Origin of the sequence: Bacillus cereus group sp. BfR-BA-01309 (assembly GCF_022664315.1) — a bacterium.
GTDB classification, from domain to species: Bacteria; Bacillota; Bacilli; order Bacillales; family Bacillaceae_G; genus Bacillus_A; species Bacillus_A mobilis.
The window spans coordinates 73,647-91,363 of record NZ_JAKUHE010000010.1 but is presented as its reverse complement, the minus strand read 5'-3'; the positions used below and the strand labels follow the sequence as shown (position 1 = coordinate 91,363).

The window sequence follows — 17,717 nt, the reverse complement described above, 5'->3', positions numbered from 1 at the left end:
AACATATAGGGGAGAGATAGAAATGAAGGTTAGTAAGGTGTACACGACAATTGATGCTCACGTAGCTGGGGAGCCGCTTCGAATTATTACAGGCGGCGTGCCAGAAATAAAAGGAGAAACACAGTTAGAAAGACGCGCATACTGCATGGAACATTTGGATCATCTTCGCGAAATTCTTATGTATGAACCGAGAGGACATCACGGCATGTACGGTTGTATCATTACGCCGCCTGCAAGTGCTCATGCTGATTTTGGCGTATTATTTATGCACAATGAAGGCTGGAGTACGATGTGTGGTCATGGTATTATTGCTGTTATTACAGTCGGAATTGAAACAGGTATGTTTGAAGTGACAGGTGGGAAACAAAAGTTCATTATTGATAGCCCTGCCGGGGAAGTTATTGCGTACGCAACCTATAACGGGAGCGAAGTAGAGTCCGTATCATTTGAAAATGTTCCTTCATTTGTGTACAAAAAAGACGTTCCTATTAAAATAGATGACTATGAATTTCAAGTAGATATCGCGTTTGGCGGAGCTTTTTATGCTGTGGTGGATAGTAAAGAATTTGGTTTGAAAGTCGATTTTAAAGACTTAGCTGCTATTCAAACGTGGGGCGGTAAAATTAAGCACTACATCGAGAGCAAAATGGAAGTAAAGCATCCACTTGAAGAAGGGTTAAAAGGAATATACGGCGTTATTTTCTCAGATGAACCGAAAGGGGAAGACGCAACTTTACGAAATGTAACGATTTTCGCTGATGGGCAAGTAGATCGTTCTCCTTGCGGCACAGGAACTTCCGCAAGAATCGCAACGCTTTTTGAAAGAGATGTCCTACAAAAGGGAGAGATTTTCGTCCATGAATGCATTACTGACGGGAAATTCGAGGGGGAAGTATTATCGGTAACCGCAGTAGATACATATGAAGCTGTCGTTCCAAAAGTAACAGGGCATGCCTTTATTACAGGATTCCATCAGTTCGTTGTAGACCCGAGAGATGATTTGAACCGGGGATTTTTGTTAGGATAGAAGATAGAAGGAGGAGATGAACAAATATGCTAGTCATAAGCGCGAACGAACAACGAAACTTAGTAAATATGAACGAAGTCATTGAATACGCGGCGCTTGCTTTAAAAGAATTTTCCGCAGAAAGAACGATCACGCCAATTCGCGGCTCATTACCATTTGCGAACGAGAAAAATACGGCATTAATTATGCCTTCAGTAGCGGAAGGGTTTGAGGCACTTGGCTTAAAAGTAGTAACAGTAGTCCCTGAGAACAAAAAGATAGGAAAGAAAACGATAAACGGGATTGTGATGCTATCAGACTTTCAAACGGGAGAACCGCTCGCACTTTTAGAAGGATCCTACTTAACGATGATTCGAACAGGAGCCTTGTCAGGAGTAGCGACAAAACATTTAGCTCGCCATAACGCAAAAACGTTATGCATCATTGGGACAGGAGAACAGGCGAAGGGAATTGCTGAAGCTGTATTTGCGGTAAGAGATATTGAAAAAGTCATTTTATACAATCGAACAGAAGAAAAAGCATATGCATTCTCGCAATATATACAAGAGAGATTCAATAAACCTGCATATGTTCACACAAATGCAAATGAAGCAATAAGCGAAGCAGACATTATCGTCACAACTACGAACGCATCCACACCAGTCTTCTCAGAAAAACTACAAAAAGGCGTCCACATAAACGCCGTCGGCTCATTCAAACCGAACATGCAAGAACTACCATCCCACGCCATCGCGGGCGCAAATAAAGTAGTAGTCGAATCAAAAGAAGCAGCACTAGAAGAAACAGGTGACCTTCAAGTTCCAGTGCGAGAAGGTTTATTTGAAGCGAGCGACATCCACGCTGAACTTGGACAAATCGTAAGCGGAGAAAAAGTTGGCCGCGAAAACGATGAAGAGATTACTATTTTCAAATCAGTTGGTTTGGCAGTAGTAGATATTATTGTTGCGAAGTATTTGTATGAGAAAGCGGTGGAGCGAGGGGGTGGGAATAGGATTGAGTTTTGAGGGGCTGCCTTTTGGTGGTCTTTTTTTGTTTATAATGCGCGTAGGCATCTTAAATGTGATGTATCATATATTCTGTTAAAATTAAACAAAAATGCAGGTGAGAAACTTTGGATTTCGTTCGAAAATTAACTCATATTTATGGCTTAGGGCTTTGCTGTGGGTTGTGGAGTAAAGCTGAAGTAATTCAATGGTGTGATAAATTGATTGAAGCAAGTGAAAATCCGCCATATGAATTAATTGAGATATCCTTAATGTCTAAAGCAAAGATAGATGATATGGAAGGGAAGTTATTTGAGTTTAGTAGCACGGTTGATGAAGAATACACTGTTAAATTAATTCTTTCCGTCATTCATGAAAAACTAAAAGAACATGAACTGACGATTGAAGAATCAATTAAATGCACCACTAGACTTTTAGTCAACAGGGGGGTGCATTGGGAGGCGGAATACTTTGAATTGTATAGTCTAGACGATAGCTATGACTTAGCTAAAGATGGTGTTCATTTTGATTTAAGTCAAGTCATTCATACATATATTGAAATGTTAAGTATTTATAGTAAGTATTTTAGTGGATTTGAAAAACTGTATTTTAAAGTAATGGGAAATGAGTGGAGATTTTAATATATATCAGTATTTGATTATCTTTGTTTGTCCCTTATTTTCCAATTGGAGAATAAGGGACAAATTTTTATGAAGGAGTAAATGCAGTTTTTTTACCATTCCCGCCATTCTTCTGTTATATCTTCTTCGGATTCTAAGCCAGCTATTCGTGCAGCTGCATCGATAAATTCATAGAGATCTTCTCTTTCCATAGTTTCGATAAAATGGTCATGTTCGATATTTAGTTCATTTAATTTCATAACGACCTCTTTAACAGCTTGCATGACTTCGACTTCGGTTGGGTTCTCCCCTAATTGCTGTAAATTGTTAATGTAAGTGTCAAGAACCGTATTTGTTGCACCCATATTTTCTTCAGTGAAAAATTCCCCATCTTCATCATACTCAACCCATGAGGTTGTTGGTTTGTTTTTTTTCAATTCATCAAATGTCATAATAACCTCCTAAATGTGTTTTTTGTCTTTAATTTCATTCTACATTTTCGATCATATATAACAATCATTTTAGAGGGATTTTCTATAGGCTACTAGTTTTTTAACTCATTTTATGTAAAAATAATTGATTGTTCTTAATTGTTCGACAAGATGCAACAATTTAAGATTATATTTTTTGCTATGATAAGTAAGAAATTTACATATTGTGTTATTGGGGGATAAAAAGAGATGTTGAAAAAATTTACTACATGTATTTTAGGTGGCGCTTTAGTATTCAATTTATCTGGTTGCGGCAATACATCCGACAAAACTTCTTCAGAATCTAAAGAAACCAATTCTAAACAAGAAGAAAAGAAAGTACAAACAACTGATGAGGCGAAAACGAAAGAGAATACAAAGCAGAAAAATACAGAACAAACAAAAGAGAAATCAAAAATAAAAGAAAAAGAGTATGCTGTAAACAAGGATTTTCATACACCTACATTTGATGTAACTGTAAAAAGAGTTGTAGAAAGAGATAAGGTTGGTAAAGAGAGTATAGGATTCCAAAAACCTGAAGATGGACATGTCTTTATTGTTGTAGAAGCAGAAGGGAAAAATATTACAAACGAATCGATGAAATTAGCTATTTTACCATCAGTGGATTTAGTGGATGAAAATGATAATGCTTACCAAAGTGATGTGTGGGCAGCTAGTAGTTATGAGGTTGAAAAAGGTGAGACCTCTAGTATTACTAAGGAATTAAAACCAGGGGAGGTAAGGAGACAAAATAAAGTTTACGTGATTAATAAGGAAAAATTTGATACAGGAAAATGGTATGTAATTGTTAACCGTGAGTATAAGGAACAAATTAAATAGTGATTATTTATGAAGAGGAGATGGCTCCTCTTTTTTTGCATGAAATTTTGTAAAGCAAGAAAAAATAGAATATTAATATTCTAATATTCAATAGAAAGATAAAATGTTTAAAAGTTCAAAATAATACATTATAATATATTTAGTAAAATTAACCAAAATATATTTTGCTTATTATGTATTAAAGGGGAAATGAAAATGGCTGGACAAATTCGTATGTCACCAGAGGAGCTTAAATCGAAAGCGGCTCGATATGGACAAGGTGCAAATCAAATTGAGGACATTTTAAGTCAACTACAAAACTTACAAAATGAATTAAGAGGAGAATGGGAAGGTCGTGCTTTCGAAGGTTTTGATCAACAGTTCAATCAATTAAAGCCAAAAGTACAAAACTTCGCACAGCTATTACAAGAAATTAATATGCAACTTAATAAAACTGCAGAGGCTGTTGCTTCTCATGATGAAGAATTATCACGTAATTTCGGTTTGAAATAAAAATTGTTTTACTCTATATAACAAGCATTTTTAATGAGCCATACAGCTTATAGTGTATGGCTCATTTGATTGAATTCCTAGAGCGAGTGATATTGATAGGGATATATATAATGAGATTTCTTTAATGCATTTGGAAAATTTATAGAAAGGATTTGAAAGAATGGGACAATTTCAAAGTGATTTACAAAAAGCAACGCAAATTGCTACGAAAATGGGATCAGCCTCTGATAGAATTCAAAGTGCAACCAGTCGTTCTATAACAAAGGCGACGCGTACAACGTTGTCTGTTAACTTCAAATCACAAGAAGCGAATCAGCAAGTTTTAGACTTGACGAAACAATTTTCCGCTGCCTTTCAACAAGCGGTTGATAATATTCATTTGGTATCTAACGAGTTTGAGAGAATGGATAATGAACTTCATAATACCTTTCGCTAATGTGACAACCTACGTAAAGTAAAATAGTAGGAGGAATATGATGAGTCAAGATATTGAAAAACAAATTAATCAAGTAAATCAAAAGTTACGAAGTGTATTTGAAGAGCAGGACCGAAATCAATCTGCGATTCAAAAACAGGAAAAAGTAGAAGAAGATTTTCATGCATGGAAGAATCAAAACCATCGTTTGTTTGATCGTATTTTAGGAACTTGGCATAAAGATAGAGAAATGTCATTGTTTTTTATGGATATGCGTCAAGAAGCACAATACATAGAACGAAAACTTACATTTGAATTGGAAAGCCAAAAAGAAACATTGTTTAAAGAGAAACGAGATCTTAGTGACTTAGAAAATGATCTTTCATATCAGCAACAACAATTAGTAAAGGAGGCTAATTCATGAGTTTAAATATGTATTTGGGAGAAGTACAAAACCAAACTCAAAGTATGAATGCTGTATGTACCGCTACCATTCAAGGTATGGAACAAGCCATTCAGTCGATTGATGCTTTTGCAACTGATACTGTGTTACAGGGGCAAACATATAGCAGTGCAAAATCATTTTTTGTACAAACTTTTCGGCCTCTAGCGCAAGGAATTATTTACTTATGTGAAGAACTAATTCGTCAGAATAATGCTTTTCCAAGTGACTTTCAATCACAAGTAGCTTCGACAGATGTAATTGAACATGAGATATTAGAACAAATTCGAGAAATTGACCGAATGAAAACAAGTATGGAAGCTGTCAATCAAGCTATGCCAATGCCAGGTATGGATGCCATGGTAAATCTTTTTATTGTTATGAGGCAAAAACTGCAAGAAAAGCTGGATCATTTGTATCAATTCAATCAGACCTCTAGTAATAATTATAGTACAGCACTTCAATTAGCAGCTAGTATTGCTGCAGGTCTTGCGGAAGTTCAAAGTGGGAAAGGGTTTAGTGTTGTCAGCGGTACATTTAGTACACAAGGATTGAATATGGATTGGACGGGGCCTATTCAAAAAATTACAGCAGATAAAGCTCGTGAAGTTGAAAGGTTAAATAAGGATTCTGAATCTGGTGAAGTAGACAAAAAAGAGTCATTTTTAGGTATGACTGGCTTTGATCCAATGGTACCATTGGATGGAGTGGGGAATACATTTGGAACACTTACAGGTGCAGCTGCAGTAGGGAATACAGTTTATAAAGTAAGGAATGGTTATGAGGTAAAAAAAGAATTTGATAGAAAAAACAAACGAGTTCTTATAAGAGAGAGTTATGATTCTGTTAAAGATAATAAAAAAGTTAATGGGCGGCATAGAGATCATAAGATTTACTATGTAAATGATATCGAAAAGAAAATCGAAAATGGAACTGCTACTCCTAAGATAAAAGAAATAGAAGCTATGATAAAAAAAGGAAGCGCAGCCAAAATGGCCTTAAAGGATAAGCTTGGATGGGCTAGTGTAGCTATAGATTCATATACGGATACGAGTGAGAATATCAAAAATAATGCCTCGAATGATAAAATTGCAGGAGATATTATTGGTAATGTTGTAGTGGGAGGAGCAACAACTGTAGGGGCTGCGGTTCTGACTGTTGCAGTTCTTCCTGCTGCTGCGCCAGTTTTGGCAGTTGCAGCAGCAGGATTCGGTATTTCAGTAGGATTAACATACTTAACAGAAGGTGTAAAATGGGATGTTGATGTAGATGGTGATGGTGAAGATGATAGTATTAAGGATATGGTGAAAACTGGTGCGAAAAAAACTTGGTCAACAGTAGCAGGGTGGTTTAATTAACATGAAAAGAAATACAGATTTTAATAAAAAAGTTTTTGAATATTATATGGCTCTTTATGCTGTAAATGATATAAGGTCGACTATAATTACTCTTGTGATTGGGATAGCAGATATATTTGTGCTTTTACCTGTTTTTGCGAATCCTGTTCAACCGATATATATGTACATAATAGTTCCACCAGTTGCTTTTTTAAATGTATGGGCAATATGGATTGTTATAAATCCTAGGAAACGGCAATTACAATACACTCTATTTCGTGGGGTATTTGGCATCGTATGTTCAGTAGGATTATTAGTTATAACCCAAAAGTTTGCATATGGAATGTTAGGATTACAAACTCCTATCTATTTTATTTTTTCGGTTGGTTTGTATATTTTTGCTTTGAATTATTATTATAAAAATCATATAACAAAACTTCAGGAGCCAATCAAAAAATCAAAATCATCGAAAAAAAACTCTGGTTTTGGAGTAGTGGCTTTTATAGGATTGGGTCAACTCGTTGCTAATATCAGTCTTGGTTTTGCAACACAAAAGATGGTAGCAATTGTATTAATGTGTGTATACTCCATGCTTTCGTTTATTTTGTTTCATTTCATTATGGAACTCCATAGGTATTATTATTTAAGGAAGCATATAGAAGATGGAGGTAGAACACATGAAACCTTTTAAAGAGTCTGTATTGAATATTAAGTATATAATCGCGGTTCTCCTATAGTCAGTAAAGACTATGGAAAAGGGAGAAGTAAGATCATGAATATAGAATTACATTTAGATAAAGGAAGGATGGGGGATTATGCCATTTTCTAAAGAAAAGTTTTTACCAAATGGTTCTATTGTTCTATTAAAAGGTGGGACGAAGAAAATTGTGATTTATGGAAGAAAACAAAAACTTATGGTTAAAGAACCTGTGATGTATGACTATATTGGCTGTTTTTATCCAGAAGGATACATTAATCCTGAGTATACATTTGTATTTAATCATGAGGATATCGAAGAAATTATATTTGTAGGTTTTATAGATGAGGAAGAAGAGGCATTTGTAGGATTGCTTAATTGAATGTGATTTAGAAACAGGTGACCTTCAAATTCCGATAAAACTAGCAATCTCCACGCCGAACTTGGACAAATCATAAGCGGGGAAAAAACCGGACGCGAAAACGACGAAGAGATTACTATTTTCAAATCAGTTGGTTTGGCAGTAGTAGACATTATCGTTGCGAAGTATTTGTATGAAAAAGCGGTGGAGAGTGGAGTTGGGAATAGGATTGAGTTTTGAGAGACTGCCTTTTGGTGGTCTTTTTTTGTTTGGTTTGTCGGTCCATATATTTTGGCACATGAAAGTATATTGAGATTGTGGCGTTCTTTTTGTTTATAATGCCTGTATGCATCTCAAATGTGATGTATCATATATTCTGTTGAAATTAAACAAAAATGCAGGTGAGAAACTTTGGATTTAGTTCGAAAATTAACTCATATTTATGGCTTAGGACTTTGCTGTGGGTTGTGGAGTAAAGCTGAAGTAACACTAAAAGAAGCAGACTTCAAAAAATCTAGACCAACACATGATAGAATATGCAGTAAGGCATTATATGAACAAATAATGAAAGATCCTAAATTGGCTTCAAAATTCACAGAAGAAGAAATAGAATTATTTAAACATGGGGAGGTACCTGATGCATTTACATGGCATCACTACCAAGACACAGGACGAATGCAACTCGTAGATTATGAGTTGCGTAGAAAAACTGGTCATACTAGCGGATATAAAGTTTGGGGCAAAGATAGTGATAAATAAGGGGACTATATATGAATAATGTTACTTGGATTGGGGTAAATAAAAAAGAAATTACAGATGAACATATTCAACAAGTAGAACAATATTTGGGTGTTAAATTTCCTATTGATTTTATTGAATGTGTGAAAAAATATGATGGTGGTTATCCACGCCCTAAAATATTTGATATACCTAATCAAGATGAAAATGTGTTTAGTAAACTTTTAACTTTTGATTTAGAAAGTAGAAATTCCATTATTCAAGTATATGAAGATATAAAAGATAGATTAGTAGATAAGGTATATCCTTTTGGCAAAGATTCGTTTGGAAATCACTTATGCTTTGATTATCGGAATAATTCTCAATCACCAACTATTGTATTTTGGGAACATGAGGAAGAAGAGATAGAAAAAGAAATTTATCCTGTTTGTTCATCTTTTACGGAATTGCTTAATAGCTTACGTGATTATGAAGACGAGGACGAATAATTAATTATGAGTAACAAAGGTAAGACTTATGTGTATTACGCATGAGTCTTTTTAATATTATCTCAAAGTTAAGAAGAAGTTTTTATTGTTTTTATAGTAATTAATATGTACTCTGATTCGTATACAGCATCTAAAGTATTACATGAAGAACTTAAGGATGCAGGGATTGGACCACCCCCATATTCTAATGCAGCACATCATCTAACACCTTGGAACGATAGTAGGGCAGAAAAGGCACAAAAATTATTAAAGGAATTTGGGATAGACCATGATTCGGCGGCTAATGGAGTATTTTTACCTTATAAGGTTAATGAATACGTGACTACTGAAGTCTTACACATAGGAAAGCATAGTTCAGAGTACATACTTGAAGTAGAGAGAGTATTAAGTCTTGTTAAGAAACGGGGCGGTACTCAAGAAGATGCTGTTGACGCCTTACATGATATAAGAGAACGTTTATTGAATGGTGAATTAAAATTAAATAAACCGAAGAAAGAGTAATCTTATAATAGAAAAATAACAAAGGAGAGTAAAAATGAAAATTTGGGAATTAAAGAGTTCATTTGATGACTATGAATCCTTTCAACTATTGAATTTAGAAGAAGATTCTAAAAAGTATTTTAAAGGAAAAATTGACTCGGCAGTAAAAGCATCTGATTCATGGGGAGAAATACGTATTAAATGTGTAGAAGAAGGAAATCAAAGTGATTTGCCTCATTTTTGAGGAGAAGTTGGTACACCGATGGTTAGTGGGAAAGCTAAAAAATTCTTAGAGTCTATACTTGGTGATAATGTAGAATTTCTTCCCCTAATTCATGATGTGACGGGAGAAGTGTATTATATAATTAATGTTTTAAATGTAATAGATGCTATTGACTATGAGAAAGCTATACTAAAGAAACTACGTTCTGGCTTAGTAATAGATTTCAAAAAATACGCATTCTTACCTAATATGGTTAAGAACCAAACGATATTTAAAGTTTACTTAAATGAAATATTACATATTCCTTCCGTTTTTGTATCAGATGAATTTAGAAATACAGTGTTAGAAAGTGATTTAAAAGGTTTTGAATTTATCGAGGTATGGGATTCAGAAGCAAACATGTAAAAGAAAGTCCTAAAATAATTGATAGGAGTTAGTGACATGGATGCAAAGGATTTAGAAATTCTAAGAATGTTAAACAATTATGAGGGAAATGAAAAAGAAATTTTTGAACTGATTCAAGCTGAAGAAATGGTGAAATTTATATGTGGAAAAATATGATTTTGGAAATTGAAAAAATAGAGAAAAGTTTTAATGATAAACTGAATACACCAGCAACAGATAGTGAAGTTAAGAAATTAAGAGAACGCATGAAAGAGAGTTTTAATGTTGACCTACCGAGTGAATATGAGGAGTTTCTTAAAACTGTAAATGGATTAGATTTTAACGGGCTAGTACTTTATGGAGTCGACTCTTATTTGTTAGATACAGAAAGGGACGAATCAATTTGCGGGCTTATAGAAACCAATGAGATTTGGTATGAAAATGAATTTCAAAAAGAGTATCTTTTCCTTGGAGATTCAAATATAGCATGGTTTTGTAAAAACATATCTGAAAGTACTTACTTAGAACTTGATAAACCATCTGGTACAGTGATGGAAACATATAATGATTTCAATACAATGCTTGAGGAAGCATTGAAACCAACTCTTCTTTAGTAAGGAGGTAGTAAAAATTATGTTTAACTTTTTGAAAAAATATGTTGTAGCAGACAAGAGTGTTAAATCTAATCAAACACCTATTTTTTATCCTTTACCAAAAGAAGAGATAGCAGAAGCAGAAGATTTGTTGAAAATGCAGTTTCCAAAAGAACTAAAGCGTTTCTATGAGGAAATTGGCTATGGATTTTTAAAGACTAATAAGACTCTTATTAACAGATTTATGGACCCATTTTCTGTTGTAGATTTTCGTTTAAGACAAGATATTTATGAATATAATCCTAATTTGGACGATGTCGATGATGAAGAATCACTAGTATTTTTTGAAGTATCAGAGATTAGCTTTTTAACAATTAAATTTAAGCAGGAAAATGAATTAGGTCAATGTCCTATTTACTCTGAGGATGAGAAAATAGCGGATTCTTTAGAAGAATTTTTAATAAAAATGGAAGGAAATCCTGATTATTATATTTAATAGATATCAATTCTCTTTTTTAGAGTGGTGCATTATTGGTTTGTCCTTTTGAGAAGTATTTTCTAGCTTATGTGATTACAAAGACAAATAATAATTAATTATGAGTAACAAAAGTAAGACTTATGTGAATTACGCATAAGTCTTTTTAATATTATCTCAAAGTTAAGAAGATTGAGGGGGGAAATTCTCATGAATCTAGGGGGCTAGTTTAAAAGAAATTAAATATACCTAGATTTCAACACCCGATTAGTCAAAAAATGGTACCATTAACAGATAGTAATGGTAAAAGGATATTAAATGATAATAAACAGCCTATTTTAACATTTCGGGGTTAAATAAGGAATGTAAAAAGGCCATCTGAAACGTTGATAGTATTGCAAACATATAAAGCAAAATTAAGATACCTGATTATATACCTGTATTAGGTGATTATGATAGAAGTGTCAAAGGTGAGATTATAATAGGTGGGTATGGTTATAGATTCCGCAGGAGTTTCATTTAAGTTTGAGAAGGAAGCGAGATAATAGAATGCAAAAATTTTCAAAAATAGTTATATGTGTTGGTGCGTTAATAATGATTATACTGGGCATGATTGTACATGATACATGGAAGGATAGGATTTATTTTTCTTTAGCTGTACTTTTTGTTACCGTACTTTCTTTACTATGGAATATAGTTGCTCATAATATTATGGATAAATTTTGAAAAAAGGAGAATAAATAGCTATGAAACTTTTACCGATTGGAACAATAGCGGGGTGGTTTAATTAACATGAAAAAAAATACAGATTTTAATAAGAAAGCTTTTGCACATTATATGGCTCTTTATCCTGTAAATGAAATAAGGGTCCACGTAATTGGTCTTGTCCTTTTGGGGGCAGATGTGTTCGTTCTTTTGCCTGCGTTTGCGAATCCTTTTCGATTACTCTATGTATATATAGTAACTCCTCCAGTTGTTTTTTTAAATTTGTGGGCGATATGGATTGCTATCAACCCTCGGAAACGACAATTACAATATACTCTATTTCGGGGAGTATATGGCATCATATGTTCAGTCGGATTATTGGTTATAACGCAAAAATATGCTTATGAAGTGTTACAATTACAAACTCCCATCTATTTTATTCTTTCATTTGGTTTGTATGGTTTTGCTTTGTATTATTTTTATAAAAATCATATTGAAAAACTTCAGGAACCAAGAAAAAAATCAAAATCATCGAAAGGAACTGGTGGTGTAAAAGTAGTAGCTATTGCAGCGGGATCGGGGCAGTTAATTGCTAATATAATTCTTAGCATTGCAACACAACAGATGGGGGCAATTGTATTTATGTCTGCATGCACAGTGTTTTCGTTTGTTTTGTTTTATATGATTATAGAACTCCATAAGTATTATTATTTACGGAAGCATATAGAAGATGGAGGGAAAATACGTATAGGCTTTTAAAGGGGATTTGTTGTATTTCAAGTATATAATGCATTCTTCTTATGGAAGCCATTCACGAAGCTTATAGCAATAAAAGATGTATAAGTGGAAGATGATATTCTAAGCTTGTTCTTATTAATGATAAAATTATAACTGTTTATCCAATGTATTAAAGAATGTGAGGTACTCAAAATTGAAAGTAACTACTCAGCCCATAGTTAAAAATGCAAGATAATATAGAGGGAATTGTTAAGAAGCACTCCCCCTAAGTTCAGATGAAATGAAATGATTGAATATTTACATTTAAATAATCGACTATTTATGCTTTAATATTTATATGTACATAATTGGGATAATTAGGGATTTATATTTAATATGTTTTAAGAAAGGGGAATGTTTTTTTTATGGAAACTCCAGAAAATCAATTTAAACGTGTACTTAATCCTTGGTTCTCCATTTGGACAAAACCACGTGATACAATGAAAGAAATTTTTATATCCAAACCTAAGAATGTGTTTTTACTCATTTTATTAGGCTCATTCGTACAGACTTTAGATCGAGCATCTTCTAAAAATGTGGGGGATTCAATAAGTAGTCCAGTTTCAATAATCTCAATGGTTATATTTGGTACCTTCGTTGCTTTCTTAATTTATTATTTTTTGCTACCAGCGTTATTTAATTGGGTGGCAAAAAAACTTGGTGGACAAGGTACATTTGAAAAAACACGTTACGCAGTTGCCTATTCTTATATCCCTTACGTTTATTCTCTTATATTAGTTTGGGTGCCTTCATTTTTCTTGTTTGGGATAGAAAACTTTACGAGTGAGACACCGAAAATGGAGAGTAGCATAACTTTAACGATTTTGTTTCTTATTTTTGCCATAATTGATATAGTTATTGGAATTTGGACAATCATTATTTCCTTAAAATGTTTAGGAGAAGCACACCAATTTTCAGCATGGAAAGCATTATTAACAATAATAGTGTCCTTTATGATTATCATTCTTCCATTAGTAATAATAGTATTTCTTATAGTAGGGGTTACAATCTTTTAATCATTAATTTGCTTCTTATTTATCCAAACGTTTTCTACTTGCTGTTAGTAATTGTTACAGGGTGAACAACCACATGATTTGGATGTTCCACTTGGCGAAGCGTATGACCTTTATGATCAAATTGATCGCCCGTTTTACGGCCTGTTTTTCTTATTATCAGTGCTAACAGGAATTTGTAAAGGCAAACTTGAAAATCAAAATATTAAACCATTAAAATCTTAGGGTAGCTGAGTAGTTACAAATGAAAAATATATAAAGTGACAAAAAATGATGATCTAGATTCTTTAAAAATATAATTATCAAAAGAACTAGAAATTGTAGCAACATTTTTAGAAAACGATATCCAAGGGATTCCAGTTAAATGATGGTTACAAAAAATTGATGAAGTATTAAATAATTTAAAAGAATATAATGAATTTCAAGGTACATTATGTGCAATTCAAGTAAAAAAGGATGAAACTATACTTGGAGATTTATATTCTATCCATAATCCTAATATATGTAAGATTGAAATCACGGAACTTAGAAATTTAATTGAGATTTGGGACAAGAACAAAAAATGTATAAAAATGATAACTTAAAAATTAACTTTTATAAAAACATTTAAATTAAAATTCTCCTTAAGCGTGAGCCCAATAGCTCACGCTTTTTATTTTGGGTGACTATAATATTTATTTTTAAAATTTATAATCATACTATTTGTTACGAGCGAACTATCAAAGAATCCATTGGTTTTAGAGCTAATTGAAGGTGCTTTTTCTTTTGCGCGGGAAGGAGTGTGGGATTGTTCTGGTTGCCCGTTCAAAAAGTATTTAAAAGTAAAAAAAGGTCGTCAACCTCATCACAATCGGTATATGAAGAATTAAAAGAAAAACATGGAGTTTGCTCGGAAGAAAGATTATAAATCTAGACCAAGTGAAAATTGAAAAATAACACCCCTCAAAGAGAGAAAATTCTCTTTGAGGGGTGTTATATAAAGAAGTCATCCTGCTCAAGGTGATTTTATTATTTTGAACTAGTCCCATTCTTCAAGCTATCCCCACCACCAAGCTCCGCCTCAATCTGCGAAGTCTTCGATGACTCATCCATACGCCAATACGTGATAAAGCTGATTGCGATACATCCGGCTACGTAGAAGTAGAATAGTGATTCCATTCCGATACTCTTTAGCCATAATGCGATGAATTCTGCTGTTCCACCGAATATCGCAACTGTTAACGCATACGGTAAACCTACGCCAAGTGCGCGAATTTCAGTTGGGAAGAGTTCGGCTTTTACAATCGCGTTAATGGAAGTATAACCGGTAACGATAATGAGACCGACCATCATGAGTAAGAATGCTACCATTGGTTCTGTCGTTTTTTCCATGAAGAAGAAGATTGGTGCTGTTAGTAAGGTTCCGAGAATACCGAAAGCCATTAATAGTGAGCGGCGTCCAATTTTATCGGATAGTAGCCCCGCAATTGGTTGAAGTACGACGAAAATAAGTAGTGCGGCAAAGTTAATCCAGCTTACAACTTCTTTTGGAAGACCGACTGTGTTTACCATGAACTTTTGTAAATATGTTGTGTACGTATAGAATGCAACAGTGCCTCCTAATGTTAGGCCGACTACTGTTAATACTGCTTTCGGATGTTTCATAAGCGCGCGAACGGTTCCTGCATTTTCGCGTTTTTGTGATTTTATGTTTGAGAATTGCTCCGATTCATCCATTGTACGGCGAAGCCATAATACAGCTACTGCGCCCATCGCTCCAATAATGAACGGAATGCGCCAACCCCAAGCTTTCATATCTGGTTCGCTTAGCAATTGCTGAAGAACAATTTGAACGCCTAACGCAACCATTTGCCCAGCAACGAGCGTTACATATTGGAAACTTGAATAAAAGCCTCGGCGACCACTACTAGCCATTTCAGATAAATACGTTGCCGAAGTTCCGTACTCTCCGCCGAGTGATAATCCTTGCAGTAAACGGGCAAGAACTAAAATAATTGGTGCCATAATTCCGATGCTTTCGTAACTCGGTGTACAGGCGATAATTAAAGAACCACCGGCCATAACCGTAATCGAAAGCGTTAATGCTGCCCGGCGTCCGTGCCGATCTGCATAGCGTCCCATTAATAAACTTCCGATAGGGCGCATTAGAAATCCAACTGCGAAAATAGCTGCTGTGTTCAGTAACTGACTCGTTGGATCGCCTTTAGGAAAGAACTCTGCTGAGAAGTAAACAGCGAAAGCAGAGTAAACGTACCAGTCATACCATTCAATTAAATTGCCGACTGAACCTTTGAAAATATTGCTGGCGACTCGATTAGATTTTGCTTGAGCCATAATCATTCCTCCTCTTGCTTAGTAATAAAAGGTATATATGAAAGCGTGTTCATTGTAGTTGAATTGTACTGTCTATAGAATGAAATCTCAATATTATGACAATTTTATTCTTTTTGTACTTTATGTACATGGGGAGTTTTAATAGTTGCTTCATTATTAGTTTTGTCATAATAATAGAAAAAGGAGATTGATAGTTTTGAATATTTTATCAAAGGATATGAAGTATGAAGAAATCACGCAAAGTGTCATTGCAAACGAAAATAGTGAGCTTAATTATCGCGTTAATTGTATTTGTCGTTCTCCTATTAGCGGGAATATTTGTTTACATTCAGTCCGTTGATACGAAGCGCCAAGTGGAGCAGCTAGCACTGCAAACGGCAAAATCTCTTTCTTTTATGCCAGCTATAAAAGATGCTTTTCAAAATAACGAGCATAAAAATACGATTCAATCCATTGCAGAACAAGTTCGTGAGCAAGCTGGCGCAGATACTGTAATTATAGAAGATCGCTTTGGGGTTATGTATTCCCATTCTAATTCGGAGTTAATTGGCACAAAGAGTAACAATCCATATAACTATGAAGCACTCACTTTTGGTGGCTATTATACGCTTGAAGGAAATGGGGAAAGTGGTCCGGCTTTAATGGCGAAGGCGCCCATTATTGTTCATAACGGAGACTACGATCAAGTAGTAGGTGTTGTGACAGTAGAGTTTTTAATAAAAGGTATTGAATCTAACATACTGAGCAGAACGAAAGAAATTATACTCTTTTCCTTAGCTGTATTACTAGCTGGAATTGTTGGCGGTATTCTTTTAGCACGTAGCATTCGTAAAGATACACTCGGTTTGGAACCGAATGAAATCGCGGCGTTATACCGGGAACGAAGTGCGATACTACTATCTATAAAAGAAGGAATTATCGCCATTGATCAAAACGGTTTTATTACGATGATGAATACGTCGGCAGAAGAGATGTTACATGTAAATGGTGATTATATGCAGCAACACATTTCAAATGTTTTACCGGAATTTAATATGGAGAGAGTGCTAGAAAACGATCAAGAAATCGCGTTTCAAGATAAAGTGTTTATTTTAAACATGACACCGATACTTGAAAATAACAGTACGGTAGGAGTTGTATGTAGTTTTAGAGATAAAACAGAACTGCAAAACTTAGTGAATACGATATCTGAGGTAAGAAAGTATTCAGAGGATTTACGCGCTCAAACGCATGAATTTACAAATAAGCTTTTCGTCTTATCGGGATTACTTCAGTTAGGGCATTATAAAGAAGCGATTGAATTTATCCAACAAGAATCTAACATTCATCAAAGCCAAAACCATATTTTATTCCATCAAATTCATGATGCGAAAGTACAAGCAATTTTATTAGGGAAAATCGGAACAGCGTCTGAGAAGAAAATCGATTTTTATATTGAAGGAGATAGTGCACTTCATCCGTTACCAGATCATATAAAAGTATCGCACCTTATTACGATCCTTGGAAACATAATCGACAATGCGTTTGATGCTGTGAGTGGGCAAGAGGAAAAGAATGTTTCCTTCTTCGTTACGGATATTGGGCACGATATTGTGTTTGAAGTGATAGATAGTGGAGTAGGGATACCAGCTGAAAAAATCACGTCCATTTTTCAAAAAGGATTTTCAACGAAAGGAAATAATCGTGGTTATGGGCTAGCAAACGTGAAAGAAATGGTAGATCTACTAGGGGGAACAATTGAGATTCAAAACGAGAAAAATGGGGGAGCTATTTTTACAATTTACCTTCCGAAAACATTGAGAGAAAGTACATGACAAACAGGG

At 34.4% G+C, this 17,717-nt stretch carries 20 protein-coding genes and 4 pseudogenes; 22 read left to right on the top strand and 2 right to left on the bottom strand.

Going from position 1 to position 17,717, the window contains the following annotated elements:
• Positions 1 to 22 precede the first annotated feature (22 nt).
• The 3 genes from MR115_RS19380 to MR115_RS19370 all read left to right on the top strand — a co-directional run bounded on the left by MR115_RS19380 (position 23) and on the right by MR115_RS19370 (position 2,651).
• Positions 23 to 1,027 (top strand): proline racemase family protein, encoded by a 1,005-nt coding sequence (locus MR115_RS19380; protein WP_304657954.1) that lies wholly within the window; start codon positions 23 to 25, stop codon positions 1,025 to 1,027.
• A 26-nt stretch (positions 1,028 to 1,053) separates the two neighbouring features.
• Complete coding sequence (locus MR115_RS19375) at positions 1,054 to 2,031, top strand: ornithine cyclodeaminase family protein (RefSeq protein WP_242242386.1); 978 nt, start codon at positions 1,054 to 1,056, stop codon at positions 2,029 to 2,031.
• Between the two features lie 107 nt (positions 2,032 to 2,138).
• Complete coding sequence (locus MR115_RS19370; protein ID WP_242242384.1) at positions 2,139 to 2,651, top strand: protein kinase; 513 nt, start codon at positions 2,139 to 2,141, stop codon at positions 2,649 to 2,651.
• Between the two features lie 92 nt (positions 2,652 to 2,743).
• Here MR115_RS19370 and MR115_RS19365 read toward each other — a convergent pair whose 3' ends face one another.
• On the bottom strand, positions 2,744 to 3,082 hold the full coding sequence (locus tag MR115_RS19365; protein WP_098136844.1) for a hypothetical protein: 339 nt from the start codon (positions 3,080 to 3,082) through the stop codon (positions 2,744 to 2,746).
• Positions 3,083 to 3,310: 228 nt separating this feature from the next.
• Between MR115_RS19365 and MR115_RS19360 the strand changes: the two genes are divergently transcribed.
• The 18 genes and pseudogenes from MR115_RS19360 to MR115_RS19275 all read left to right on the top strand — a co-directional run bounded on the left by MR115_RS19360 (position 3,311) and on the right by MR115_RS19275 (position 13,785).
• Entirely contained in the window at positions 3,311 to 3,940 is a 630-nt protein-coding gene (locus tag MR115_RS19360; protein WP_242242383.1) for a hypothetical protein, read from the top strand.
• Positions 3,941 to 4,135: 195 nt separating this feature from the next.
• The gene (locus MR115_RS19355; protein WP_000918591.1) at positions 4,136 to 4,432 is read left to right on the top strand and encodes a WXG100 family type VII secretion target; all 297 of its coding nucleotides are present in this window, start codon (positions 4,136 to 4,138) and stop codon (positions 4,430 to 4,432) included.
• A 160-nt stretch (positions 4,433 to 4,592) separates the two neighbouring features.
• Positions 4,593 to 4,868: a TIGR04197 family type VII secretion effector gene (locus MR115_RS19350; RefSeq protein ID WP_242242381.1), complete on the top strand. Its 276-nt coding sequence runs from the start codon at positions 4,593 to 4,595 to the stop codon at positions 4,866 to 4,868.
• 40 nt (positions 4,869 to 4,908) lie between these two features.
• On the top strand, positions 4,909 to 5,271 hold the full coding sequence (locus MR115_RS19345; protein WP_048545593.1) for a DUF3958 family protein: 363 nt from the start codon (positions 4,909 to 4,911) through the stop codon (positions 5,269 to 5,271).
• Positions 5,268 to 6,647: a T7SS effector LXG polymorphic toxin gene (locus tag MR115_RS19340; protein WP_242242380.1), complete on the top strand. Its 1,380-nt coding sequence runs from the start codon at positions 5,268 to 5,270 to the stop codon at positions 6,645 to 6,647. Before MR115_RS19345 ends, MR115_RS19340 begins: the two co-directional genes overlap by 4 nt.
• Before the next feature lies 1 nt (position 6,648).
• Complete coding sequence (locus tag MR115_RS19335) at positions 6,649 to 7,317, top strand: hypothetical protein (RefSeq protein ID WP_242242379.1); 669 nt, start codon at positions 6,649 to 6,651, stop codon at positions 7,315 to 7,317.
• Between the two features lie 124 nt (positions 7,318 to 7,441).
• Positions 7,442 to 7,705, top strand: a complete 264-nt coding sequence (locus MR115_RS19330) for a DUF4176 domain-containing protein (protein ID WP_001116623.1) — start codon at positions 7,442 to 7,444, stop codon at positions 7,703 to 7,705.
• A gap of 10 nt (positions 7,706 to 7,715) precedes the next feature.
• Positions 7,716 to 7,924 (top strand): annotated as a pseudogene (locus MR115_RS19325) (ornithine cyclodeaminase family protein); the annotation flags it as partial.
• A gap of 171 nt (positions 7,925 to 8,095) precedes the next feature.
• A pseudogene (locus MR115_RS19320) lies at positions 8,096 to 8,170 on the top strand (protein kinase); the annotation flags it as partial.
• Positions 8,162 to 8,443 (top strand): annotated as a pseudogene (locus tag MR115_RS19315) (HNH endonuclease); the annotation flags it as partial. The pseudogenes MR115_RS19320 and MR115_RS19315, both read left to right, overlap by 9 nt.
• 11 nt (positions 8,444 to 8,454) lie before the next feature.
• Positions 8,455 to 8,910 carry an SMI1/KNR4 family protein gene (locus MR115_RS19310; protein ID WP_061680356.1) on the top strand — a complete coding sequence of 152 codons (456 nt, stop codon included), beginning with the start codon at positions 8,455 to 8,457 and terminating at the stop codon, positions 8,908 to 8,910.
• A gap of 105 nt (positions 8,911 to 9,015) precedes the next feature.
• Positions 9,016 to 9,411, top strand: a complete 396-nt coding sequence (locus MR115_RS19305) for an AHH domain-containing protein (protein ID WP_242242377.1) — start codon at positions 9,016 to 9,018, stop codon at positions 9,409 to 9,411.
• A 34-nt stretch (positions 9,412 to 9,445) separates the two neighbouring features.
• Positions 9,446 to 10,018 (top strand): annotated as a pseudogene (locus MR115_RS19300) (imm11 family protein).
• A 140-nt stretch (positions 10,019 to 10,158) separates the two neighbouring features.
• A complete protein-coding gene (locus MR115_RS19295; RefSeq protein ID WP_242242375.1) occupies positions 10,159 to 10,611 on the top strand; it encodes a YrhA family protein in 453 nt (150 codons plus the stop codon).
• A 19-nt stretch (positions 10,612 to 10,630) separates the two neighbouring features.
• A complete protein-coding gene (locus MR115_RS19290; protein ID WP_242242374.1) occupies positions 10,631 to 11,086 on the top strand; it encodes an SMI1/KNR4 family protein in 456 nt (151 codons plus the stop codon).
• 771 nt (positions 11,087 to 11,857) lie between these two features.
• The gene (locus MR115_RS19285) at positions 11,858 to 12,529 is read left to right on the top strand and encodes a hypothetical protein (protein WP_242242372.1); all 672 of its coding nucleotides are present in this window, start codon (positions 11,858 to 11,860) and stop codon (positions 12,527 to 12,529) included.
• Positions 12,530 to 12,912: 383 nt separating this feature from the next.
• On the top strand, positions 12,913 to 13,563 hold the full coding sequence (locus MR115_RS19280; RefSeq protein WP_098048638.1) for a Yip1 family protein: 651 nt from the start codon (positions 12,913 to 12,915) through the stop codon (positions 13,561 to 13,563).
• A gap of 51 nt (positions 13,564 to 13,614) precedes the next feature.
• On the top strand, positions 13,615 to 13,785 hold the full coding sequence (locus MR115_RS19275; protein WP_242242370.1) for a hypothetical protein: 171 nt from the start codon (positions 13,615 to 13,617) through the stop codon (positions 13,783 to 13,785).
• Between the two features lie 783 nt (positions 13,786 to 14,568).
• Here the strand turns inward: MR115_RS19275 and MR115_RS19270 are convergent.
• Complete coding sequence (locus MR115_RS19270; protein ID WP_242242368.1) at positions 14,569 to 15,894, bottom strand: MFS transporter; 1,326 nt, start codon at positions 15,892 to 15,894, stop codon at positions 14,569 to 14,571.
• A 224-nt stretch (positions 15,895 to 16,118) separates the two neighbouring features.
• Between MR115_RS19270 and MR115_RS19265 the strand changes: the two genes are divergently transcribed.
• Entirely contained in the window at positions 16,119 to 17,708 is a 1,590-nt protein-coding gene (locus tag MR115_RS19265; RefSeq protein ID WP_242242367.1) for an ATP-binding protein, read from the top strand.
• Positions 17,709 to 17,717 lie beyond the last annotated feature (9 nt).